This is a genomic window from Candidatus Palauibacter irciniicola, from assembly GCF_965208695.1.
Classification (GTDB): domain Bacteria; phylum Gemmatimonadota; class Gemmatimonadetes; order Palauibacterales; family Palauibacteraceae; genus Palauibacter; species Palauibacter irciniicola.
Map to the genome: position 1 here is coordinate 1334299 of NZ_OZ242352.1, position 22629 is coordinate 1356927.

Sequence of the window (22629 nt, forward strand, 5' to 3'; positions counted from 1 at the left end):
CGGCGATACCGATGGCTCTCCGCACGGTCGCCATCGTGGGCCGCCCCAACGTCGGCAAGTCGACGCTCTTCAACCGGATCCTGAGGCGCCGCGTCGCGATCGTCGCCGAACGCCCCGGCGTGACGCGGGACCGGCAGTTCGCCGAGGCGGAATGGGCCGGGCGGCGCTTCCTGCTCGTCGACACCGGGGGCCTCGTCGTGCGGCCGGATGAACGCATCGACGTCGAGGTGCGCCGCCAGGCCGAGACCGCGATCGGCCACGCGGACGTCGTCGTCTTCGTCGTGGACGGCCGGGACGGGGTCCAGCCCGTGGACCGCCACGTCGCGGACCTCCTGCGGCGCTCGGGCCTGCCCGTGATCGTCGCCGCGAACAAGCTCGACGAACTCGGCGGCGCGATCGGGCACGTCGACTTCTACGAACTCGGCCTCGGCGACCCCACGCCGCTCGCGGCCCTCAGCGGCAAGGGGTCGGGGGACCTCCTCGACCGCGTGGTCGCGGCCCTCCCGGAGTCGCCGGAGACGGAAGAGGGCGACGCCGACATCCGCATCGCGGTCATCGGGCGGCCCAACGTGGGCAAGTCGAGCTTCGTGAACCGTCTCCTCGGAGAAGACCGCGTCATCGTCCACGAGGAGGCGGGGACGACCCGCGACGCCATCGACACGGACCTCGTCCTGGACGGGCGCCGCATCCGTCTCATCGACACCGCGGGCCTCCGGCGCCGGGCCCGCATCGTGGATGACCTCGAATTCCTCGGGCGGCTGCGGGCGGCCTCGGCCATCGACCGGGCCGATGTCTGTCTCCTCCTCGTGGATACGCAGGCCGGTGCGGCGAACCAGGATTTCCGGATCGGGCACGAGGCGTGGGACGAAGGGAAGGGCCTCGTGTTCGTCGCCAACAAGTGGGACCTGATCGAGGACCGCGGACCCTCGGCGCTGGCGGGCTTCGAGCGCGAACTCCGCGAGCGCGCGCACTACCTTCGCTGGGTGCCCATCATCACCTGTTCGGCGTTGACGGGGAAACGGGTGCGGAAGGCCATCGACCTCGCGTTCGAGGTGCGGGAGGCGCGGGCGCGGCGGGTGCCCACGGCGGAGGTGAACGAAGTCCTTCAACAGCTCGTCGCGCGCCGGCAGCCTCCCCAGGGCGGGCGGGGCGACGTGCGGCTGCTGTACGGCAGCCAGGTGGCGGCGTCCCCGCCGCAGTTCGTACTCTGGTCCAACCGGCCGCACGACCTGAAGGAGCACTATGTGAGATACCTCGTCGCCGGCTTCCGGGAGGCCTGGGGATTCGAGGGATCTCCCATCCGGATCAAGCTCAGGAAGCGTTCGGGGCGGGAATGACCGCACCCCTCCTGACGCTCGCCGCCTATCTCATCGGGGCCTTCCCTACGAGCTACCTCGTCGGGCGCGCCTACGGGTACGACCTCCGGCGGGAGGGGAGCGGCAACCTCGGCTCCACGAACGCCTACCGGGTCCTCGGGTTCTTCCCGGCCGTGGGTGTGCTCGTCGTGGATCTGCTGAAGGGGTTCGTGCCCGTGTGGCTCTTCCCGGCGTGGGACGGGCGGGCGGGCGCCTGGGCGCTCGCGTACGGGCTCGCGGCCATTTCCGGACACGTGTGGCCCGTGTATACGAAATTCAAGGGAGGGAAGGGGGTTGCGACCGCCGCCGGCACGATGGCCGCCCTGGTGCCGGTGGCCGTGATCGTCGCCTTCTCCGTGTGGGTCGTGACCGTCGTCCTCACGCGGACGGCTTCCATGGCGTCCCTCCTCTCCGCGGCCCTCGTGCCCATCATGGCGCGCGGTTCGGCGGCGCCGCGCTCGGTCGTGTTCTACGCGCTCCTCCTCGCCATCACCGTCTGGTGGACGCACCGCTCGAACCTCGTGCGGATCGTGAGACGCGAGGAGTTCCAGGTGGATTGGCGCCGCGGCCGGCTCCCGCGCCGGGAGCGGACGGCGCGGAAGCCCCCGGAGGACGAGGCGTGAGCGGGCAGCGGGTCGCCGTGCTGGGCGCGGGGAGCTGGGGTACGGCGCTGGCGGATGTCCTCGTGCGGAACGGCCACGAAGTGCGGCTGTGGGCACGGGACCCCGCACACGCCGCCGCGATGCGCGGCAGCGGGACGAACGAACGCTATCTGCCCGGAATCGAACTCGGCCGCCCCCTCACGGTGACGTCGGATCTCGCCGAGGCGATGGACGGCACCGGTTTCGTGCTCTCGGTCTGCCCATCGCACGCGGTGCGCGAGGTGTTGCGTCACGCCGCGCCGCACCTCGGCGACCAGGTGCTGGTCTCGGCCTCCAAGGGGATCGAGCTCGGGACGCACCGGAGGATGTCGGAGGTCATCGTGGAGACGCTGGGCGAGGCCGCGGGACCTCGCACGGTCGTCCTCTCGGGGCCCAGCTTCGCGGAGGAACTCCTCCGCCGGCTCCCGACCGCGGTCGTCGCCGCGAGCCGGAGCGAGGCGCACGCGCTCGCCGTGCAGAGCCTGTTCCGGAACGGGTATTTTCGGGTGTACACGCAGCCGGATGTGGATGGGGTGGAACTCGGCGGGGCCCTCAAGAACGTGATCGCCCTCGCGGCCGGGATCTCGGACGGGCTGGAGCTGGGTTCGAACGCGCGCGCGGCGCTCATAAACCGAGGACTGGCGGAGATCGCCCGGCTCGCCCGGCACTTCGGGGCGCGGGAAACGACGCTCGGGGGCCTCGCCGGGCTCGGCGACCTCGTCCTCACCTGCACCGGACGGCTGAGCCGGAATCGCTCGGCCGGACTCGCGATCGGGGCAGGTCGCCGGCCTTCGGAGGTGATCGGAGAGATGGACCAGGTGGTGGAAGGCGTGCGAACGGCGCGCGCGGCGTACGAACTGAGCCGGGATCTCGACGTGGAGATGCCGATCACGAGCAGTGTATATTCGATCCTGTACGAAGATGTGGCGCCCCGGGAGGCGCTGGCGCGGCTGATGGCCCGCGAACCGAAACCCGAGCGCTGGGGCTAGCGCCGGGAACCGATGGAAGGGGAAGGCGTGTCCGACCGGATCGCCCCGAAGGAGTACTACTCGATCGGCGAAGCGTGCGAGATCGCGGATCTCAAGCCGCACGTCCTGCGCTACTGGGAAACGCAGTTCTCGGCGCTTCGTCCTACGAAGAACCGGGCGGGGAACCGGGTGTACCGCCCGAAGCAGATCCAGCTCGTACAGCTCCTGCGGCACCTCCTCTACACCGAGAGGTACACGATCGAGGGAGCGAAGCGTAAGCTCGACCAGCTGCGCGCGGGCGGGGAACTCGCGGAGCAGGCGCGCGTGGCCTGGGACCGGGAGACGATCCGCGATCTCCGAAGGGAGGCCGACGAACTGGTCCGGCTTCTCGAGGACGGCGAGGCCGGGTGACCGAAGCGGAAAAACCCGTCCTCCTGTGCACGAACGACGATGGCGTGAAGTCGAACGGGCTCGCGCTCCTCGCCCGCGTGGCCGGGGCGTTCGGCGACGTGTGGACGGTGGCGCCGGACCGGGAGCAGAGCGCCACGAGCCATGCGCTGTCGCTGTTCCGCCCGCTCCGGCTGACGCGGCTCGGACCGCGGCGCTACATGGTGGACGGGACGCCGACCGATTGCGTGCTCCTCGCCCTCAAGGAGATCCTCGAGGCGCGGCCCCGCTTCGTCCTTTCGGGCGTCAACCACGGCCCCAACATGGGGGAAGACGTGCTCTATTCCGGCACGGTGGCGGCGGCGATGGAGGCGACGATCCTCGGCGTGCCCGCGATCGCCTTCTCGTTCACGGGCAGCGACGACGGCATTCTCGAAACCTACGAGGAGATGCTCGGCCGGATCATCGCCGCCTGCCTCGACAGGGATTCCTTTCCCGACGAGACGTTCTTCAACGTCAACCTTCCGGATCGGCCGGCGGGCCAGGTGAAGGGAATCACGGTGACGGCGCTCGGCCGTCGGGTGTACCACGACTCGCTCCGCCGGATTCACGATGAGGAAGGGACCGAGTACTTCAAGATCGGTGGGGGACATTCGGCCTGGCGCGGCCGGGAGGACTCGGACTTCCGCGCCGTGCGCGCCGGCTTCGTCTCGGTGACGCCGCTCCACCTCGACCTGACGAATTTCGAACTGCTGAACGAGGTGAGGTCGTGGCGGCTGGGAGGCTGACGGAGCGGGACCCCGCGGCGGACTACCGGCGCGACCGCCGCCGCCTCGTGGAACGGCTCCGGGATGGGGGGGTGAGCGATCTGGCCGTCCTGCACGCGTTCGACAGCGTTCCGCGGCACGCGTTCGTGCCCGACGTGATGCGGGCCCGCGCATACGAGGACGTGCCGCTCCCCATCGGCCGGGGGCAGACGATTTCGAGCCCCACGATCCACGCCCTCAGTCTCGAATACGCCGCAATCCGCCCCGGTCATCGCGTGCTCGAGGTGGGGACGGGCGCAGGGTTTCAAACGGCGCTCCTCGCGGCGCTCGGGGCGAGGGTGTACTCCATCGAACGGATCGCTTCCCTGTACGAGGCCGCGGCACGCAGGCTGGACCGCCTCGGCGTGGAGGCGCGTCTCATGCACGGGGACGGGAGCCGGGGCTGGCCGAAACACGCGCCCTTCCAGGCGATCATCGTGGGCGCGGCCGCCGTCCGTCCGCCCGAAGCGCTCTTCAGGCAGCTCGCCGACGGGGGCCACCTCATCGTGCCCGTCGGTACGCGGCGGCAGGAACTGCGGCGCTACACGCGACGCGGAGACGACTTCGCGCGGGAGACGATCACCGGCGCCCGCTTCGTGCCGCTCATCGAGGATCGGCTGCGGGGCGAGGGCCCCGAGTGAGGTCGGTGAGAGCCTGGGCCGGGGTGTACGCGAGGGGTCTCGCCATGGGGCTGGCGGATCTCGTGCCCGGGGTTTCGGGCGGGACGATCGCCTTCATCTCGGGCATCTACGACGAACTCGTCGCGACGATCGCGGGTCTCGACCGCCGCCTGCTCGGGGCGCTGCGGGAGGGCGGGGTGCGCGGCGCCTGGCAGGCGGGCAACCTGGGCTTCCTCGCCGTCCTGCTCGCCGGCATCGGCACGAGCGTGTTCGCCTTCGCCGGGCTGCTGCACTGGCTGCTCGCGAACCGGCCCGTGGAGCTGTGGGCCTTCTTCTTCGGCCTCGTGGCGGCGTCGGTGCCGCTCGTCGGGCGGCGCGTCACGGATCGCCGGGCCGGCACCTGGACCCTTGCCGCCGCCGGGGCCGCGCTGGCCGTCGTCGTCACGTCGCTGCCCCCGCTCGTCCGCTCCGACGCGCCCGTCTTTCTCGCGGCGGCCGCGGCCGTGGCGGCGTGCGCGATGATCCTGCCCGGCATCTCCGGCAGCTTCATCCTGTTAATCCTGGGCGCGTACGCTCCCGTGATCGCGGCGCTCGACAGCCTCGACTTCGTCCGGCTCGCGGCCGTGGGCCTCGGGGTCGTCACCGGCCTCCTCGCGTTCAGCCGCGGCCTGAGGCGCCTCCTCGCCCGCCACCGGACACGCACGCTGGCGGTGCTCACGGGGTTTCTCCTCGGCTCGCTCAACGCGCTGTGGCCGTGGAAGGCGCAGATCCGTGAGCTTTACACGCACAGCGATGGCCGCATCGAATGGCTGGTGGCGAATCGCTGGCCCGCAGGCGCCGGCGAGATCTGGCCGGCGGCGGCGCTCGCGCTCCTCGGGGCGGCGGCCGTCCTCGCCATCGACCGCGTCGCCGGCGAGCGCGGGTCCGGCCGTCCGTGATGGCCATGCAAGTAGCGGCGATCCGCCGGGCCGGGTAGCTTCCACGCCGTTCGACAACCGCGCAGAAAACGAGGAGGGCACGGCAGATGGCGGACGCGCTCGCCAGCGGAAAGCGACCAGACGACGAGGGCGGCCGGCAGGATGCCTTCGTGCGGTCCACGTTCCGCCTGGCCACCTGGGTCAACAAGAACATGCGGGCGGTGCTGGTGGGGGCCGCCGGCGTCGCGATGGTCGTCGTGGGCTTCGTGTACTACACGAACTTCCAGGCTTCGGTGCGCGAGCAGGCGGCGTCCGAGCTCGCGACGCTGCGCATGACCGCGATCGACCCCGAGATGCTCATCGCGGACCTCGAAACCTACGTCGACCGTTTCGATGGCGTGGCGGCGGCGAACGAGGGCCGGCTCCTCCTCGCGCGGACCTATCTCGACCAGGGGCGGTCCGTGGAGGCCGCACAGGTCGCGAGCACGATTTCAGAGGCGCCGGACCGGCCGGTCGGGCTCGCCGCCCGCGCACTCCTCGCCGCCGCGCAGGAGGCGTCCGGCGACGCGGAGACCGCGCTCGCGACGTGGGAAGCCCTGGGGGAGACGGCGCGTTTCGCCTTCCAGCGCCGCGAGGCGCTCGCTTCCGCGGCGAGAATCCTCGCGTCCCTCGGCCGTCTCGAGGAAGCCGAGACGATCTTCGGCGCCATCGCCGAGGAAGCCGCGCGGGAAGACCCGGTGGAAGCCGGCGTCTACCGCCTCCGACTCGGAGAGATCAAGGCCCAGCTGGCCGACAACGGCTGACGTCGGAACACCCCGGCCGGATTCCCGGCACCCCACAAGAAGATCTCATGCGAGGGGTGCGGTCGTGTGGCACCCCCTAATGGCGCATAAGATATATTATGTAAACTTGGGCGGAGTGTGACCGTGCCGGCGAGGGCTAGAACGCGAAGGTGTGGGAGTACTTCACCATGAGCGCCCGGCCCGACGAGAACGGGAGGCGCGGGTCGACGCCGCCGTTCGTGCGGTCCATGAAGTAGCCTTCGTTGTACACCACCCAGAGGTCCACGCCCTCGCGGAAGTGGTAGCGGAAGCGGGCGTTCACGCTCACCTGGTCCGTCGTCGAGTTGTACTGTGCGAGCGTGCTCAGCGAGAGGTGCGTGTCGAGCGCGAAGTCCAGGTTGAGTCTCGCCAGGTGCGTCGTCAGGAAGTCGCGGTTCGGCAACTCGAAGCGGTTGATGTCATAGCTCGGGCGGAGCTCGAAATGCCGGGAGAGGTTCAGCGCCGGGCTCAGACGAAGGCTCACCCGGCGACCGTCGTAGAAGCTCCCGGCCGAACCCCCGATTTCCCCCCGCACGAGACCGCCCCGGGCGAGCCGGAGCGAGGCATCGGCTTCGTGGAACCAGTATTCCCCCGGGTCGATCGTCAGTCCCGCGATCGGGAACGGGTCGCGGATGCTCTCGAAGCTCGAACGGGACGTGAGCATCAGGAACGTCCCCGACTTCATGCCGATCATCACCTGAGGAGCGATAACTCGTGATTCCGGCGTGAGATCCACGTTCCTGTAGTAGTGCTGCGTGTCGCCGCTCAGCGTCACGGCGCGCAACGCCGAGTTGGCGCCCATGAACCAGGAATAGCCGGCCGATCCGCCGAAGAGCGTGAACTCGTTCCGCAACTGGAAGCCCAGGCGCGGCAGGTAGTCTCCCCCCACGCGACGATACTGCGCGCTGTAGGCGAACCCCTCCTGCCGCCTCCGCTCGAACTGCGCGAAGAAGGTGCCCGCGTCGAGCGGGTTGCGCTCCACGACATCGTCATCGAAGGACTGGGCCCAGCGCAACGTCAGGTACTCGTCCCCGAACACCCGGACTTCGCTGTCCGCCCCGTAGGCCACGTTCGTCTTGCCGTACGCATCGACGCGCGTGGTGACGATCCCGCCGACGGACGAATTCTGGTTGAAGACCTGCTGCTTGAGCCGCAGCACGCCCATGTTCTCACCCGGCCGCCCGACCGCGGGGGCGGTCTGCATGTTCAGCAGGCCGAAGTCGAGTCCGCCGGCGCGCCCCACCACCCGCGCGCCCCCGTAGATGCGGACGAGTTCGCCGCGGTCCAGCCCGATCCGGCGGCTGAAGAAGACCCGGTCGGTGACGCCGCCGGTCGCGAAGTCGAAGGTCGCCGAGCGTTCCTGGAAGAACTGACGTTTCTGAAGAAGAGGGGGAACCGCGTGACATTGATCTGCTGGTCGTCGGCCTCCACCTGGGCGAAGTCCGTGTTCGCCGTGAGGTCGATCGACAGGTTCGACGACGGCGAATACTTGAAGTCGAGGCCCGGTTCGCCGGTAGGGTCGTCCGCCGTCTCCCAGTACGCCCGCACGTCCGGCGGTTCGCGCAGCGTCGGGATCTGCGTCATCCCCCCGAGGAGGTACGGCGTCACGTAGATCGGGTTCGTGCGATCCACGCCCCTGAACGTGACCCGTTGCGCCAGCGACGGTTTGCCGAAGCCGAAGAACCCGTACTCGGGCGAGATGTCGGGGTAGACGTGGCGTTCGTTCTTGCGCGAAATCGACCGGTAGACGATGAGCCCCATCGTCACTTCCCCGCCCGTATTCTGGAACCCGAGCGTCGAGAACGGGATCCGCATCTCCGCCGACCAGCCGTCGTTCGTCCGCTGGACGGCGCCATCCCAGTGCGCGTTCCAGTCGCTGTTGAAGGGCCGGGTCCCTGCCGTCCACTCCGCGTCGCCCCAGACCGCGCGGTCGGATCGGGCGCCGTTGGGGTTCACCACGAAGGCCACGGCCGTCTCGTGGTCGTTGTAACTGTCGATCACGACCGAGAACTGGTCGTCGCCGCTGAACCCGTCGCGGGCGAAGCTGTTCGCGCGGATCCCGCCGAGGTCCGAATCGAACAGTTGTCCCGAGACATACAGGTACGCGTCATCGTACGCGATCCGGATCCGCGTCTCCTCGGTAGGGGCCTGGCCGTAGGTGGGCGAATACACCACGAGCGGCACGGGGTCGATCTCCTGCCACGCGGGTTCGTCGACGAAGCCGTCGAGGTCGATGTGCCCCTGCCCGTCGAACCGGTGGAGGGGCACCGCGGGCTTCCCCCGCCCGCCGTCCTGCGCCGCCGCCGCCGCGGGCGCCACCCCCGCGAGCATGGCGCACAACCACAGGGCCGCCCACGCGACGGACCCCGCTCCCCTCCCGCGCGCGCAGCTTCACCAGATGAAGGTGTGGGAGTATTTGATCATGATGTTTCGCCCCGCCGACCACGGCAGCCTCGGATCGAACCCGCGGTCCCGTTCGAAGTTGAACCCTTCATTATACACAATCCAGAGGTCCGTGCCCTCCCGGAAGTGATAGCGGAAGCGTGCGTTGACGCTCGTCCGCTCGTCGAGGTTGTTGTACTGAGCGAAGGCGCTGAAGGAGATGTGCGTGTTGAAGGCGAAGTTCAGCCGCAGCCGGCCCAGGTGCGTCGTCGTCGCCTCGCCCCGGTCGGGGAACTCGAGCCGGTTCACCTCGTAACCGCCGACGACCTCCAGGAAGCGGGAGACGGTCCACGTGGGATTGAAGATGAGACCCACGCGGCGCCCATCGTAGAAGCTCCCCGCCGTCGTCCGGATGTCGCCGCGGAAGATCGTGCTGCGCGGCAGCGACCAGTCGATCCCGGCCTCCGTAAACCGGTGTTCCCCCGGCTCGATGGACACCCCGGCGGCCCGGAACGGCCTCCGGATGTCCTCGATCTGGCTGTTCGCGTAGGCCGTGATCATCGCGGTCGACTTGAATTCGAGCCGCACCTCGGGACGGATCGAGCGCGACTCGAGGGTGAGGTCGACGTTGCGCTGGTAGTTCTCGCCCACCAGCGCCAGGGTGATCCCGTTCAGCGTCGCGTCGGCCCCGCGGAGCCAGGTATGGGCAAACTCCCCGCCGAACAGCGTGAAGTCGTTCCGCAGTTGAAAGCCGAGGCGCGGCAGGTAGTCCGGGCCCACGCGCCGGTAGAAGAGGTTGTAGGAGACCCCGCGGTCCGTCCGCCGCTCCCAGCGCGCCCGCACGAGGCTCGCGTCGAGCACGTTGCGCTCCCGGACGACCTCGTCCTGCGTCTGCGCCCAGGTGACCGTCAGGTACTCGTCCCCGAACAGCCGCAGCTGCGAGTCCAGGCCGTAGGCGACGTTGTTCCGGCCGTTGGAGCCGTAGCGGGTCGTGAGGATCCCCCCGACGAACGAATACGGGTTGAGCACCTGCTGCTTGAGGCGCATGACCCCCATGTTCTCGCCGGACCGCCCCGCGGTCGGCGCCGTCTGCATGTTGAGGACCCCGAAGTCCAGGCCGGCGATGCGGCCGACCAGCCTCGCGCCTCCGTAGATGCGGACGAGTTCGCCGCGTTCGAGCCCGATGCGCCGGCTGAAGAACACGCGGTCCGTGAACCCTCCCGTCCCGAAATCGAACGTCGAGGAGCGTTCCTGGAAGAACTGCCGTTTCTCGGGGAAGAAGAGCGAGAACCGGGTGAGGTTCACCTGCTGGTCGTCCGCCTCGACCTGCGCGAAATCCGTGTTGACGGTGAGGTCGATCGCCAGGTTCGACGAGGGAGAGTACTTGAGATCGACGCCCGGCTCCGCCAACTGGTCCCGCTCCGTCCCCCAGAAGGACGCGGCGTCCGACGGTTCCCTGAGTACCGGCGTCCGGCTCAGGCCCCCGAGTACGTAGGGGGTCACGTAGGCCGGCGTCGCGGGCCGCACGCCGCGCAGCGTCATGCGCTGGCCCTGCGACGGCTTGAGAAAGCCCCCCTGCCCCCATTCGCGGCCGATGAACGGGAAGACGTGGCGCTCGTTCTTCCGGGCGATGAAGCGGTAGACGATGATCCCCATCGTCACTTCGTCCCCCTGCGCCTGGAATCCCAGCGAGGAGAACGGGACCCGGTATTCCGCGAACCATCCCTCGTCGTTCCGCGAGGTGACGACCTGCCAGTGGGCGTTCCAGTCCACGTTGAACGGCATCACGTCGCCCGTGAAGTCGCCGTCGTTGGAGAGCGAGCGATCCTGGCGGACGCCGGCGGGCGTGGTCCCGAGCCAGGCCCCGGTCTCGTAGTCGTTGTAGCTGTCGATCACGAACGAGAGGAGGTCGTCGCCGCTGAACGCATCCCGGAGGTAGGTGTTCGCCCGGATGCCGTCGGGGTTCGAGTCGTACATCCGGCCGGACAGGTAGAGGTATTCGTCGTCGTGGGCGATCCGGACCTCGGTCCGCTCCGTCATCTCGCCCCCGTGGGTGGGAGCCCACATGAACATCGGGAGCGGCTCGATGGCCTCCCAGGCCGGCTCGTCGACGACCCCGTCGACGTCGATCTCCCCCGCCAGTCGGGGGATGGGAACCGGAACAGGCGACCGCAGCGCCGCCGCATCGGCTTCGTCCGTGGCCCCGGTCTGCGCGGCGAGCCCCGGCGCCGCGAGCAGGTACACGGGCACGGCCCACGCGCACGAAGTCGCGAGTCGCCGACATCGACGGCCGATGTGGATCAACGGCATCTACCCAGGATCGGGGGTGGCACCGGGAAGGTCTGCTCGCCGAAACAACACCCCGGCGAGCCCGGGGGTTCAATCCCGGCGGCGGAGGGCGCGGCGGCAGCCGAAGGCCGGCGCCCCCGGCCTACGAGCTCAAGGTGTGGCTACCAGCTGAAGGTGTGCGAGTACTTGACCATGACGTTGCGCCCGGCCGACCACGGCAGCCTCGGATCGAATCCCCGTTCGCGATCGAAGTTCAGCCCCTCGTTGTACACGATCCAGAGATCCGTTCCCTCGCGGAAGTGGTAGCGGAAGCGGGCGTTGATGCTCAGCCGCTCGTCGAGGTTGTTGTACTGCGCGAACGTGGTGAACGAGACCTGCGGATTGAGGGCGAAGGCGAGCCGCACCCGGCCGAGTTGCGCGGTCACCGCCTCCCCCCGGTCCGGGAACTCGATCCGGTTCACCTCGTAGCCGCCCCCGATCTCGAGATAACGGGACACGCTCCACATCGGGTTGAAGATCAGGCCGGCACGCCGGCCGTCGTAGAAGCTCCCGACCGAGGTCCTGATGTCTCCCCGGAAGATCGCGGTGCGCGGCAGCATCCAGTCGATGCCCACTTCCCGGAACCAGTACTCGCCCGGCGGGATCGAGAGACCGGTGATGCGAAACGGCGTCCGGATGTCCTCGAACTGCGTGTTCGAATAGGCCGCAATGCGCGACCCCGACTTGAAGGCGAGTTCCAATTCGGGGCGGATCGATTGCGATTCCGGCGTCACGTCGGCGTTGCGGTAGTAGCTCTCACCCATCACCGACAGCGTGACGGTGTTCAGCGAAGCGGTCGGACCCTGGAGCCAGGTGTGGGCGACCTCGCCGCCGAAGAGCGTGAAGTCGCTGCGCAACTGGAAGCCGAGCCGCGGCGTGTAATCGGGGCCGACCCGCCGGTAGTAGAGGTTGTACGACAGGCCGCGGTCCGTCCGCCGTTCCCACCGGACGCGAAACAGCGCCGCGTCGAGCGGGTTCCTCTCTTGCACCGCCTCGTCGAACGTCTGCGCCCACGTCAGCGTCACCCACTCGTTGCCGAGCGGGCGGATCTGCGTGTCCACGCCGTAGGCGACGTTGTCCTGGCCGTTGTGCCCGATCCGGGTCGCCACGATCCCGCCCACGAACGAAAAGGGATTGAACACCTGCTGCTTCACCCGCATTACACCGACGTTTTCCCCCGAGCGTCCCCCGGCGGGAGCCGTCTGCATGTTCAGGAGCCCGTAGTCGAGTCCCCCCACGCGGCCGACGACGCGGGCGCCCCCGTAGATGCGAACGAGTTCCCCCCCTTCGAGGCCGATCCGCCGGCTGAAGAACACGCGATCCGTGAAGCCGCCCGTCCCGAAATCGAAGGTCGAGGACCGCTCCTGGAAGAACTGGCGTTTCTCCGGAAAAAAGAGAGAGAACCGCGTGAGGTTGACCTGCTGCTCGTCCGCCTCCACCTGGGCGAAATCGGTGTTGACCGTGAGGTCGATGGCCAGGTTGGAGGACGGCGAGTACTTGAGATCGACCCCCGGTTCCGTGGTCGGGTCCTGTTCCGTCGCCCAGTAGGCGGCCGCGTCCGCGGGCTCGCGCAGCACCGGCGTCCGGCGCAGGCCGCCGAGCGCATACGGGGTCACGTAGACCGGCGCGGTGGGCCGAACGTCGCGCAGCGTCACCCGCTGCGTCTGCGACGGTTTCATGAAGGCGAGCCGGCCCCACTCGCGCGAGATCGGCGGGTACACCTGGCGTTCGTTCTTTCGGCCGATGTAGCGATAGACGGTGATTCCCATCGTCACTTCATCGCCCTCCGCCTGGAATCCCAGCGTGGAGAACGGGATGCGGAACTCCGCGAACCACCCTTCCCCGTTGCGGGTCGTACGGACGTCCCAGTGCGCGTTCCAGTCCTCGTTGAACGGTGGGAGGTCGCCCGTAAACTCGGCGTCGCCGGAGATCGAGCGGTCCTGGCGCACGCCGGCCGGGGTCGTGCCGAACCAGAGCGCGGTCTCGTAGTCGTTGTAGCTGTCGATCACGAAGGAGAACAGGTCATCGCCGCTGTAACTGTCTCGATAGAAAGTGTTTACGCGGATGCCGTCCGGGTTCGAGTCGTACATCCGCCCGGACACGTAGAGATACCGGTCATCGTGCGCGAGACGAATCTCGGTCCGCTCCGTCTGCTCCCCGCCGTGGGTGGGCGACATGATGAAGAGCGGGAGCGGATCGATCGTCTCCCACACGGGTTCGTTCACGACCCCGTCCACGTCGATCGCCTCGGAGATGCGGGCGATGGGGACCGGAGCGCGGGGCCGCAGCGCCTCCACGTCCACGGCATCCGCGGCATCGGCCTGGGCCGCGAGCCCCGGGGCCGTGCACGCCGCCGCGACGGCGGCGCCGAACAGGGCCCGCGAGAGCCGGTCGGGGTGCCGCGGGCGGATCATTCGAGCAGTTCGGTGCCGCAGTGCTTGCAATGACGGGCATCCGGGTCGTGGCCGGACGTGGCGCAGCGCAGGCACATCCGCTCCATGGCGGCGCGCAGTCTCGCTTCACGGCCGCCCGTGATCTCGGCCGTCACGATGCCTGTCGGGACGGCGATCACGCCGTATCCCAGGATCATCAGGAGCGCGGCAAGCATCTGTCCCGGCGTGGTCTGCGGCGTGATGTCGCCGAACCCCACCGTCGTCACGGTGACGATGGCCCAGTAGACGCCGCGAGGGATGCTGCTGAAGCCGGACTCCGCGCCTTCGATCACGTACATCGCCGCGCCCACGACCGTCACTACGACGAGCACCGCGACGATGAAGACGGCGACCTTGTAGGCGCTCGAGCGCAACGCGCTGATCAGGAGTCGCTCTCCGCCGACGAACTGGGCGAGCTTCAGAACCCGGAACACGCGTAGCACCCGCAGCAGGCGGATGACGGCGAGCGCCTGTCCCCCCGGGATCAGCAGCCCGACGAAGTTCGGCAGGACGGCGAGCAGGTCGATGATCCCGAAGAAGGAACGGGCGTATTGGCCGGCCCGCTCCGCCGCGATGAGGCGGAGCACATATTCGACCGTGAACAGCAGCGTGAACACCCATTCGAGCGTCCACAGCGCGCCTCGAGCACGAACGTTGAAATCCTGCACGCTCTCCAGCATCACGACGACCACGCTGGCGAGGATGACGCCGATGAGGATGAGGTCGAAGAGGCGCCCGGCCCGCGTCAGGTTGCCGAAGATGATGCGGTGGGCTTCACACCTCCACCGCGGCCGCTTCGAGAAGACCGGATGATTGTCGTAGTCGATCGCCCGAGGCGGCGGTTCCCGCCGGGACGGGAAGTACGACATCGTCCGGTTTCTGGCCATCACAGCCTCCCGATGAGGGAGCGCAGACGCAGCGCCCACACGCGCCACACCGCCTCCCGCACGATCGCCCCCGACATCTTGCTCTGCCCGAGGCGCCGGTCCGTGAACACGATGGGGACTTCCCCTACACGGAACCCCTTCTTCCATGCGCGGAAGTTCATTTCAATCTGGAACGTGTACCCGGTCGACCCCACGCGGTCGAGGTCGATCGCCTCCAATACGCGGCGGGTGAAGCACTTGAAGCCGCTCGTGGAATCGGCGAGGCGCAGTCCCGTGGCGATGCGCGCGTACTTGTTCGCGTAGTAGCTGAGGAGCAGGCGCGACATGGGCCAGTTGATGACGTTCACTCCCGCAGTATAGCGGGATCCGACGACGACATCGAAGCGGCCGGTCGCGGCGATCATGTCGGGAATATAGCGCGCATCATGCGAGCCGTCGGCGTCCATCTCGAAGATCCATTCGAAATCCCGCTCCAGCGCCCAGCGGAAACCGGCGATGTAGGCGGTCCCGAGCCCCAGCTTCCCTTCCCTGTGCAGCACGTTCACGCGCGGCTCCGCCGCGGCGAGCGAGTCGACGAGGGCTCCCGTTCCGTCGGGCGAGGCGTCGTCGACGACGAGGACGGAAAGCCGGGGGTCCTGGGCCAGCGCGCCCTCGACGATCCCGGCGATGGAATCGACCTCGTTGTACGTAGGCAGGATGACGAGGCCCCGTTCGCCCCCCGTGGGGACGGTGGCGACCGGATCCTCGTCGGAATCCGCGGAGGGAGTGGGGGACGTGTCCGGGCTCATTGCAGCCGGAAGTTACGTCTCCTCAGGAATTGCAGAAACCAATGGCGGCGTTTTCGAATACCGACCGTATCTCCTCAACGCCGAGCGCGCGTCCGAAGAACATCACTTCATCGATTTCGCCCGTAAACTCGAAGTCGAGTTCGCCGTCCTGGAACCCCTCCTCGCTTCGCCCGCCGATTCCGACGAACGCGTCGGTCACGTGGATGCTTTCGATGTCGCGGGTCCCCTGCTCGACCGCATCGACGTAGAGGGCGAGCCGGTCGCCGTCCCAGGTCATGGCAAGGTGCGTCCACTCGCCGGGGACGAGACGCGGTCCGTAGACTTTTTCGTCTCCCCGGTCTCGATCCCTCATGAACGTCCTCCACCTGCCGTTGTGATTGTCCAGTACCCATGACTCCATCCAGGGGTGTCCCTTGCCGATGATCACCCCGCTGCCAGCCGTTTCGGCCCGTCCCGGTCTGGCCCACGCCATGACGGTGAACGGACCCTCCGGATTGAGGGTCGGAGCGTCGGATACGACGGCGAGTGCGTCCACGCCATCGAAGGAGAACGCTTCCCCGCCGGTGGCGCCGACGACGCCCCGGGCGTAGGTGGCTCCGCTCATGAGGGTCGCGTCCACGCCCCCGATGCGGTCGGCGCCGCTGCCCTCGGCCGACCACCAGTGCAGGATGCCTGCCGGAACGGCGCAGACGGCCAGTTCGAAGCTCTGCCGAGCCTCGGCGCCTTCCGGGTCCCGCGCGTTCACGGTCGCCTCCGCCACGCCCGGCGAAAGCCCGACCATGGCCAACTCGCTCCCGGAAACGGAGACCCACGCCACGCGGGCGTCGGATGACGAAGCGCCGTACGTGAGAGCATCGCCGTCCGCATCGCTGAAGTAACGGGAGACGTCCATCGTCGCCACGCTCCCCGCGGCGATCGTCCTCGAGCGGATCGCCCCCACAGGAATCGGCGGAGCGTTCGGGATGGGCGCCGAAACGGCCACGGAGAACGACAGATGGGCTTCCCCGCCCATCCCGTCGCTCGCGGTGACGGTGGCCGATGCGGCGCCCCGGGACACGGCGATGAGGATCAGGCGCGTGCCGGAGACCGCGGCCTCCGCGACGAGCGTGTCGGACGATGTGGCGCTGTACGTCAGCGGATCGCCTTCCGGATCGATAAAGTAACCGGAGAGATCGATGGTTTCCGTGCCGCCCGGGGCAAGCGCCCTTGAAGCAATCTCGCGCACGGCCATCGGCGGCGAATTCGGCACCGTCACCGAGAATGACTGGTGGGCCTCTCCGCCCCTCCCATCGGCGGCGGTGACGGTGGCCGATGCCGCGCCCCGGGACACGGCGACGAGGATCAGCCGCTCGCCGGACACCGCGGCCTCCGCGACGAGCGTGTCGGACGATGCGGCGCTGTACGTCAGCGCGTCGCCATCCGGATCCCGGAAGAACGGCGAGAGGTTCACCGTGACGTTCATGCCGACGGCAAGGGACTGTGCCGGAATGGCGCCGGTGGTCTCGGGCGCCCGGTTCGGCGGGGGCACCGGGTCGGGATCCACGATCAGGCTGTCCCCGCCGCCGCAGCCGATCGCCGTGGCGATAGCCAGGACCGGTAGAAGGGCCATCTTGCTGACGTTAGCGGAAGGGGCCATGGCATCCTCAACAGGTTGGCGGCCCGTCGATGGTCGTTTGGCAGCCTGTCGGTCGCTGCGTAGCTTTGTGGTTCGTATCCTCAAACCGGTATCAGGTTCCCCGCCCGCGACTCGGCCGGCGGCCAAGCCGCTGCGGCATTCGAGGCGATCCCGCCGGGCCCGCCGCTCCCACAAATTTCGGGCGCGGGAGTCGTGCGAGAAAGGACCAGTCGGTAGCACCCGTGCTCCACGAGTCGCCGCTCCAGACGACACCGCCCCGAGACGCCGTCCGCCGAGCGGGGCTGCTCGCCTCCTGCGTCCGGGCGCTTCACCGCCGACTGCCCCGCCTCGTGGGCGGGGCCAGACGAATCGTGTACCGGACCCCGCTGCTGCGGAACGTCATGCTGCCGAGGTATCCGTACTGGGTGGATCCCGGGGTGCTGGCAGCGATGCTGGGCCTGATCGATGCCACGCGACGGACCGGGGCCGCCGTGGTGGAGATCGGCGTCGGCCGCGGAGACAGCTCCGTGTTCATCCTCGAACATCTCCTGACGACCCGCGACCCGCGCGAGCTGGTGCTCGTGGACACGTTCGACGGCTTCACTCCGGAGAGCATCGCGCACGAGACCGGTGAGCGGCGCAAGACAAGGTCGGAAATCTCGGACTATTCCTACCTCGACCACCGGGTGTTCGAACACGGCGTCGCGCGGCTGGGCTATTCGAACTACCGCATCGTCGAAGGCGACTGCGCGAAGGTAAACTGGGCCGAAATCACGGGTCCGGTCGGCGCGGTCCTGCTCGACGTGGACCTATACCTGCCCACGCGGGACGTGCTGGAGGCGATCTGGCCCCTTGTCGTCCCCGGAGGCGGGTTCGTCGTGGATGACTGCATCGAACCGAACTGGGCGGACGGCGCCCTCCAGGCGTATTCCGAATTCACGGACCGCCATGGCTTGCCGTTCATCAGGGTGGGGCGCAGCGGCGGCCTCATCGTCAAGCGGGCCGCCGAGGAATGACCCCCGTTCCGCGAATCCTGATCGTGATCGGGACCCGTCCGGAAGCGATCAAGATGGCGCCGGTGCATGACGCGCTCCGCCACCTCGAACCGGCGTTCGAGACGAAGATCGCGCTGAGCGGGCAACACCTCGACCTTGTGGAGCCGGCGCTCGACATCTTCGGCCTGGCGCCGGACTACCGGCTGAACGTGATGCGGGAAGGCCAGGACGTGGCGGATGTCGTGAGCCGCGTCCTCCGTGGCGTGCGCGGTATCCTGCGCGAGGCCGCGCCGGATGTCCTCCTCGTGCAGGGCGACACTGCGACGGTGTTCGCCGCTTCGCTGGCCGGTTTCCTCGAGAAGGTGAAGGTGGGGCACGTGGAGGCGGGGCTTCGGAGCCACGACCGCCACGCGCCCTTCCCCGAGGAGATCCTGCGCCGGCTCACGGATGTCGCGTCCGAGTACCATTTTGCCCCGACGATCCGGGCCCGCGACGAGTTGCTGCAAGAGAACACTTCCCCGGACTCGGTGTTCGTTACCGGGAACACGGTGGTCGACGCCCTGCTTTCCGTCGCCCGCCGCCAGCGCCCCGTGAGGGATCCTTCCCTGGCGGAGATCCAGTCACGGGTGCGGGGCGACGAGGCGCGGCTCGTCCTGTTGACCGCGCATCGCCGCGAGGCGTTCGGTCCTCCCCTCGCCGAGATCTTCCGGGCCGTGCGGGACGTGGTCGATGCACACCCCGATGTGTGCGTGCTCTATCCCGTCCACCCCAACCCGAACGTCCTCGTGCCGGCGCGTGAGTGGCTGGCGGACCACCCGCGCATTCGCCTTACGGAACCGCTCGATTACCTGGACCTGGTAGCGGCGCTGGAAACCGCAGCGCTCGTGATGACCGATTCCGGCGGCATTCAGGAGGAGGCGCCGACGTTCGCCACCCCGGTCCTCGTGTTGCGGGACGTCACGGAGCGCCCGGAGGGAGTGGAGGCCGGAGTCGCCGAACTCGTCGGAACGGATCGCCGGCTCATCGCGGAGCGCGCGCGGGCGGCCCTGTCTCGCGAACCCGGTCTCGAACCCCCCCGCAACCCGTACGGGGACGGGCGCGCCGGCGAGCGGATCGCGGACATCCTGGCGGCGGACCTTCTCGGCCGGACGCGGCGATGCGAGGATTGGGCCGGATGAACATTCTCATGCACACCGTCTACTATGCGCCCGAGGTCGGAGGCCTGGAGAGCCACGTACACTTTCTCTGCCGCGCGCTGGCCGCACGAGGGCACACGGTGCGCGTGGTGACGTCCGCTTCGCTGCCCGGCCTGCCTGCGTCCGAGACCATGGACGGTGTAGAGCTTCGGAGAACATGGCTTCCGGCGCGGAATACGCCCGGGTGGGCCGCGCACGCGGTGGGGTCGTTGCCGAGCTTCATCGAGTGGGCCCGGGAGGCGGATATCCTCCACGCGCAGGACATCGCGGCGGTCCCGCCCTGCCTCGTGGCGCGCGGCACCAGCGGGATGCCGATCGTCACCACCTACCACACGAGCCATTTCCTCCGGCGTGCGGACTCACCCCTTTGGCGCCCGATCTTTCGCGGGTTCCTGCGGGCGGCGGACCACAACCTCGCGGCGAGCCGGGAGATCGCGGACGTCGGCGAGTCGATCGCTCCGGGCGTGCACGTGGAGCCGCTGACGAACGGCGTGGATACCGTGACCTTCCAGCGCACCGGCGCGCCGGATCCGCGCCCGCCCGCCGAGCGACCCGCCCGCCTGATCGCCCCACGGCGCCTGTTCGAGAAGAACGGCGTCGAGTACTTCGTGCGGGCGCTCCCGCTCATCGCCGAACATGCCGCCGTCGAAGCGCTCATCGTCGGCGACGGCCCGGAACGGGATCGGCTCGAGGCGCTGGCACGCGAACTCGGGGTTTCGGACCGGGTGAACTTCCTCGGGGCCCGACCGCACGCCGAGATGCCTCGGCTGCTGTCCTCGTGCGACCTCGCCGTCTTCCCTTCCCTCATGGAAGCGACATCCGTGGCCGCGCTCGAGGCGATGGCGTGTGAATTGCCGGTGGCGGCAACGAATGTCGGAGGTCTCCCGGAGATCGTGGACGTCGGCGTCGGAGGACTCTGCGAGCCCGCCGACCCGGTGAGTTTGGCGCGGCTGGTCGTGGGCTTGCTGAGCGGTGGCCGGCTGCCCGACCTGGGGGCCGAGGCCCGACGACGGGTGGTCTCGCAGTGGAGCAACGAACGCCTGGCGGACCGCCACGAGGAGATCTACGCGGAACTTCTCTCCGAGCGTGCGCGCCGGAACTGAACGCCGTTGGCCACGATCAGGGCAAGCAGTACCGCGATTCCCAGCCAGAACGACCACCGCAGCAGACGGGATTCGTAGTACATCTCCACCTGTGTCTGTCCCGCCGGCACCGGCACCGCCCGCAGCGTGTGGTACGCGCGCATGACCGGCACGCTCTCCCCGTCCACGCGGGCCTTCCACGCGGGATACCAGTTGTCCGCGACCACAAGGAGGGCGGGCCGCTCGGCGACTACCTCGAGCCGAAGCTGATCGGGTCCGCGCTCCAGCCACCTCACCTCCCCGCCGACGGGCCCCTCCTGGAGCTCCAGCGGCGCCGCCTCCGCCAGAACCACTTCCCTCTCCGGGTCGAAGTCCGGCGACAGCATGTAGGGCACGACCTCCGCGTCGGTCTTGACGGTGGCGGAGCCCACGAGGCGAGCCCGCGGCAACCCCGCTTCCTCGAAGACGGACTCCACGGTCCGACCGTCCGGCGTTTGCGTGCGGCTGAGGACCGGTCCGGCGGGAGATTGCCCCATGGCGAGATCCGGCCAGAGGATGTAACGCACGTTCAGCAGGGCCCGGATTTTGCCGGACTGCAGGAGATTGAGCGGGAGCCCGGAACCGGCCATCCCGATGAGTTCACGGTACCGGGCGAGGTCGTTCGGATGATGGCCGGCCGCCAGTTCGATCCCGCTCAGGACCGGATCGAGGTCCTGTCCCGCCCTCCGCAGGGACAGCATGCGGTAGGGCTCCTCGCTCCCCCTCTCGCGCTCCAGCACGGCCTGGATGTTCGCATCGGGGGTGGCCCATTGGTGGAAGTCCATCGTTTGAACGAAGACGCGGTCCACCCGCAGCGCGTCCGTGGCCACCAGCGCGACGAGTCCGACAACGAACAGGACCGGGCGAAGGCGGGACCCGCGGTGGGCCCACGCCAGGATCGCGAGCACTCCAGCCAGCGCGAACGCGAGCCAGGCACCGGCTGTAATGTGCGGCGCGGCTGCCGCGAGCGCGGCCTGGCGCCCTTCGCCGATCCCGAAGACCGCCGTCCATGTGGAGGTCAGACCCCCGACGGAGGCGAGTAGCGCCAGTCCTCCCAGGATGGCGGCGCCCCAGAGGAGTACGCGCTGCGGCTTGCCGGACGCCGGCGCCTCCGCCCGCGCGTCGCGGAGACGGTCGACGCCCAGGGCGGCCAGCGTCGCCACGGAGAATGCGAACAGGAACATCGCCGTGGACGGAGCCCGGAACATTCGGATGCCGGGCACGACTTCGTAGGCAATACGCCACACAGGCGTATGCGCGCCGAGCGCGAACAGGAGCACGACGCCGGCCAGACCCCCGAAGAACCAGCGCGTGCCGCGTCTGGCGCCGCCGGCAAAGGACACCGCCGCCAGCAGGAGAAGCACCAGGCCCGCGTACTCGGAGTTGAGCTTGAACGGATTCCGGCCCCAATAGGTGCCCGCGGCCCACGCGGCAGACCCATTCACGCTGCTGCCGACGAACTGCGGGATCACGAGCGAGGCCACTTCCTCGGGGTGGAGCGACCACGAACTCGACCACGCCTCGCCGGTGTCGCCCGCGAGTTCACCGGACGTGGCCGTGCGCCGGGAAAACTCGGACACGTAGTCGACGGCGGGAATGAGCTGTCCACCCGCGATGACCGCACCCACGACCGAAGCCAGCAGGAAGAGCCCGAAGCGACCGAGCGCCCGGCGGCTCCGCACGCCGGACAGACCTCCCGTTCTGTCGGAGGTCTCCTCCTCGCGCCCCGTCCCCTGCCGCAGGAAGCCGATCGTCCTGAAGATCGCGAACGCTCCGACGGCCGCGAACAGGAAATACGCCAACTGGAAGTGCGGCGTCAGGATGACCGCTGCCACGGTGAACGCGATGCCGGTGAACGAACCCAGCCGCGGGCGGCGGAAATAGCGTTCCGTACAGAGAAACAGAAGCGGCGCCAGGGCGGTCACGAACAACTTCCCGTCCTGCCCGCCGTAGACGAAGCTCACCATCACCGGGGCCAGCATGTAACCGACGCCGGACACGAGGGCCGCGCTCCGCGAGACGCCGAGGGCCCGGGTCCAACCGAACATGAAGAATCCCGCCGCGATCACGTGCAGGATGAGCTTCCAGCCCAACGACCGATACGTCTCGGTGAGGAGGAGGAGGAGCAACGACGGCGGATAGAGCGCGTCGCCGGCGCTCAACCCGTCAATGTACGGAGTGCCTCCCAACACCTCGGGCTGCCAGAGCGGCAACCGGCCGAGTTCCCTGATGTCCTCCGCGTAGAGGGCGCGAGCGTGATATCCGCCGGAGAGCGTATCGGTACCCACCAACATCGCATCGCTGAAGATGAAGGATGCGAAGAGCACGATCCCGAGGCCGGGAAACAGAACCCAGGGAGCCCAACGCGGC

At 68.8% G+C, this 22629-nt stretch carries 19 protein-coding genes; 11 read left to right on the plus strand and 8 right to left on the minus strand.

Translation table 11 applies throughout. The features are described from left to right. The first annotated feature begins 11 nt into the window (after positions 1–11). The 8 genes from der to ACOGI9_RS05695 all read left to right on the plus strand — a co-directional run bounded on the left by der (position 12) and on the right by ACOGI9_RS05695 (position 6497). Entirely contained in the window at positions 12–1337 is a 1326-nt protein-coding gene (der, locus tag ACOGI9_RS05660; RefSeq protein ID WP_419858902.1) for a ribosome biogenesis GTPase Der, read from the plus strand. Next, complete coding sequence (plsY, locus tag ACOGI9_RS05665; protein WP_419858903.1) at positions 1334–1978, plus strand: glycerol-3-phosphate 1-O-acyltransferase PlsY; 645 nt, start codon at positions 1334–1336, stop codon at positions 1976–1978. Before der ends, plsY begins: the two co-directional genes overlap by 4 nt. Beyond that, positions 1975–2985: an NAD(P)H-dependent glycerol-3-phosphate dehydrogenase gene (locus ACOGI9_RS05670; protein WP_419858904.1), complete on the plus strand. Its 1011-nt coding sequence runs from the start codon at positions 1975–1977 to the stop codon at positions 2983–2985. Before plsY ends, ACOGI9_RS05670 begins: the two co-directional genes overlap by 4 nt. A gap of 27 nt (positions 2986–3012) precedes the next feature. Beyond that, positions 3013–3375, plus strand: coding sequence for a MerR family transcriptional regulator (locus tag ACOGI9_RS05675; protein WP_419858905.1), 363 nt, complete (start codon positions 3013–3015; stop codon positions 3373–3375). Then, complete coding sequence (gene surE / locus ACOGI9_RS05680; RefSeq protein ID WP_419858906.1) at positions 3372–4139, plus strand: 5'/3'-nucleotidase SurE; 768 nt, start codon at positions 3372–3374, stop codon at positions 4137–4139. Before ACOGI9_RS05675 ends, surE begins: the two co-directional genes overlap by 4 nt. Next, positions 4121–4798, plus strand: a complete 678-nt coding sequence (locus tag ACOGI9_RS05685) for a protein-L-isoaspartate(D-aspartate) O-methyltransferase (RefSeq protein ID WP_419858907.1) — start codon at positions 4121–4123, stop codon at positions 4796–4798. The genes surE and ACOGI9_RS05685 overlap by 19 nt, the downstream gene beginning before the upstream one ends. Next, positions 4795–5715, plus strand: a complete 921-nt coding sequence (locus ACOGI9_RS05690; protein ID WP_419858908.1) for a DUF368 domain-containing protein — start codon at positions 4795–4797, stop codon at positions 5713–5715. The genes ACOGI9_RS05685 and ACOGI9_RS05690 overlap by 4 nt, the downstream gene beginning before the upstream one ends. An 86-nt stretch (positions 5716–5801) precedes the next feature. After that, positions 5802–6497 (plus strand): tetratricopeptide repeat protein, encoded by a 696-nt coding sequence (locus tag ACOGI9_RS05695; RefSeq protein ID WP_419858909.1) that lies wholly within the window; start codon positions 5802–5804, stop codon positions 6495–6497. Positions 6498–6633: 136 nt separating this feature from the next. Here the strand turns inward: ACOGI9_RS05695 and ACOGI9_RS05700 are convergent, their stop codons facing one another. From ACOGI9_RS05700 to ACOGI9_RS05730, 7 genes are all read right to left on the minus strand, one after another. Next, positions 6634–7758 carry a hypothetical protein gene (locus ACOGI9_RS05700; RefSeq protein ID WP_419859315.1) on the minus strand — a complete coding sequence of 375 codons (1125 nt, stop codon included), beginning with the start codon at positions 7756–7758 and terminating at the stop codon, positions 6634–6636. Beyond that, on the minus strand, positions 7722–8846 hold the full coding sequence (locus ACOGI9_RS05705) for a carbohydrate binding family 9 domain-containing protein (RefSeq protein WP_419858910.1): 1125 nt from the start codon (positions 8844–8846) through the stop codon (positions 7722–7724). The genes ACOGI9_RS05700 and ACOGI9_RS05705 overlap by 37 nt, the downstream gene beginning before the upstream one ends. 60 nt (positions 8847–8906) lie before the next feature. Further along, positions 8907–11147: a DUF5916 domain-containing protein gene (locus tag ACOGI9_RS05710; RefSeq protein WP_419858911.1), complete on the minus strand. Its 2241-nt coding sequence runs from the start codon at positions 11145–11147 to the stop codon at positions 8907–8909. A 200-nt stretch (positions 11148–11347) separates the two neighbouring features. Beyond that, entirely contained in the window at positions 11348–13639 is a 2292-nt protein-coding gene (locus tag ACOGI9_RS05715; RefSeq protein ID WP_419858912.1) for a DUF5916 domain-containing protein, read from the minus strand. Further along, positions 13636–14544 (minus strand): ion transporter, encoded by a 909-nt coding sequence (locus tag ACOGI9_RS05720; protein ID WP_419858913.1) that lies wholly within the window; start codon positions 14542–14544, stop codon positions 13636–13638. Before ACOGI9_RS05720 ends, ACOGI9_RS05715 begins: the two co-directional genes overlap by 4 nt. Next, positions 14544–15332: a polyprenol monophosphomannose synthase gene (locus ACOGI9_RS05725; protein ID WP_419858914.1), complete on the minus strand. Its 789-nt coding sequence runs from the start codon at positions 15330–15332 to the stop codon at positions 14544–14546. The genes ACOGI9_RS05720 and ACOGI9_RS05725 overlap by 1 nt, the downstream gene beginning before the upstream one ends. A 22-nt stretch (positions 15333–15354) precedes the next feature. Next, the gene (locus ACOGI9_RS05730) at positions 15355–16941 is read right to left on the minus strand and encodes a LamG-like jellyroll fold domain-containing protein (RefSeq protein WP_419858915.1); all 1587 of its coding nucleotides are present in this window, start codon (positions 16939–16941) and stop codon (positions 15355–15357) included. Positions 16942–17297: 356 nt separating this feature from the next. Between ACOGI9_RS05730 and ACOGI9_RS05735 the strand changes: the two genes are divergently transcribed. The 3 genes from ACOGI9_RS05735 to ACOGI9_RS05745 are packed head-to-tail and all read left to right on the plus strand — an operon-like array spanning position 17298 to position 20241. Next, complete coding sequence (locus tag ACOGI9_RS05735) at positions 17298–17963, plus strand: TylF/MycF/NovP-related O-methyltransferase (RefSeq protein WP_419858916.1); 666 nt, start codon at positions 17298–17300, stop codon at positions 17961–17963. Continuing rightward, the gene (gene wecB / locus ACOGI9_RS05740; protein WP_419858917.1) at positions 17960–19120 is read left to right on the plus strand and encodes a non-hydrolyzing UDP-N-acetylglucosamine 2-epimerase; all 1161 of its coding nucleotides are present in this window, start codon (positions 17960–17962) and stop codon (positions 19118–19120) included. Before ACOGI9_RS05735 ends, wecB begins: the two co-directional genes overlap by 4 nt. Further along, positions 19117–20241: a glycosyltransferase family 4 protein gene (locus tag ACOGI9_RS05745; protein ID WP_419858918.1), complete on the plus strand. Its 1125-nt coding sequence runs from the start codon at positions 19117–19119 to the stop codon at positions 20239–20241. The genes wecB and ACOGI9_RS05745 overlap by 4 nt, the downstream gene beginning before the upstream one ends. On the opposite strand, the gene ACOGI9_RS05750 is transcribed toward ACOGI9_RS05745, so the two are convergent. Beyond that, the gene (locus tag ACOGI9_RS05750; RefSeq protein WP_419858919.1) at positions 20202–22586 is read right to left on the minus strand and encodes a hypothetical protein; all 2385 of its coding nucleotides are present in this window, start codon (positions 22584–22586) and stop codon (positions 20202–20204) included. The two genes, ACOGI9_RS05745 and ACOGI9_RS05750, sit on opposite strands and share 40 nt — an antisense overlap. Between the last annotated feature and the right edge of the window lie 43 nt (positions 22587–22629).

Bases quoted from the DNA above. Each gene is read 5' to 3' on its own strand.
- ACOGI9_RS05695 (WP_419858909.1), top strand. From the start codon at position 5,802: ATGGCGGACGCGCTCGCCAGCGGAAAGCGACCAGACGACGAGGGCGGC.
- ACOGI9_RS05720 (WP_419858913.1), bottom strand. From the start codon at position 14,544: ATGGCCAGAAACCGGACGATGTCGTACTTCCCGTCCCGGCGGGAACCG.
- ACOGI9_RS05745 (WP_419858918.1), top strand. From the start codon at position 19,117: ATGAACATTCTCATGCACACCGTCTACTATGCGCCCGAGGTCGGAGGC.
- ACOGI9_RS05715 (WP_419858912.1), bottom strand. From the start codon at position 13,639: ATGATCCGCCCGCGGCACCCCGACCGGCTCTCGCGGGCCCTGTTCGGC.
- wecB (WP_419858917.1), top strand. From the start codon at position 17,960: ATGACCCCCGTTCCGCGAATCCTGATCGTGATCGGGACCCGTCCGGAA.
- ACOGI9_RS05725 (WP_419858914.1), bottom strand. From the start codon at position 15,332: ATGAGCCCGGACACGTCCCCCACTCCCTCCGCGGATTCCGACGAGGAT.
- ACOGI9_RS05705 (WP_419858910.1), bottom strand. From the start codon at position 8,846: ATGCTCGCGGGGGTGGCGCCCGCGGCGGCGGCGGCGCAGGACGGCGGG.
- ACOGI9_RS05730 (WP_419858915.1), bottom strand. From the start codon at position 16,941: ATGGCCCTTCTACCGGTCCTGGCTATCGCCACGGCGATCGGCTGCGGC.
- plsY (WP_419858903.1), top strand. From the start codon at position 1,334: ATGACCGCACCCCTCCTGACGCTCGCCGCCTATCTCATCGGGGCCTTC.
- der (WP_419858902.1), top strand. From the start codon at position 12: ATGGCTCTCCGCACGGTCGCCATCGTGGGCCGCCCCAACGTCGGCAAG.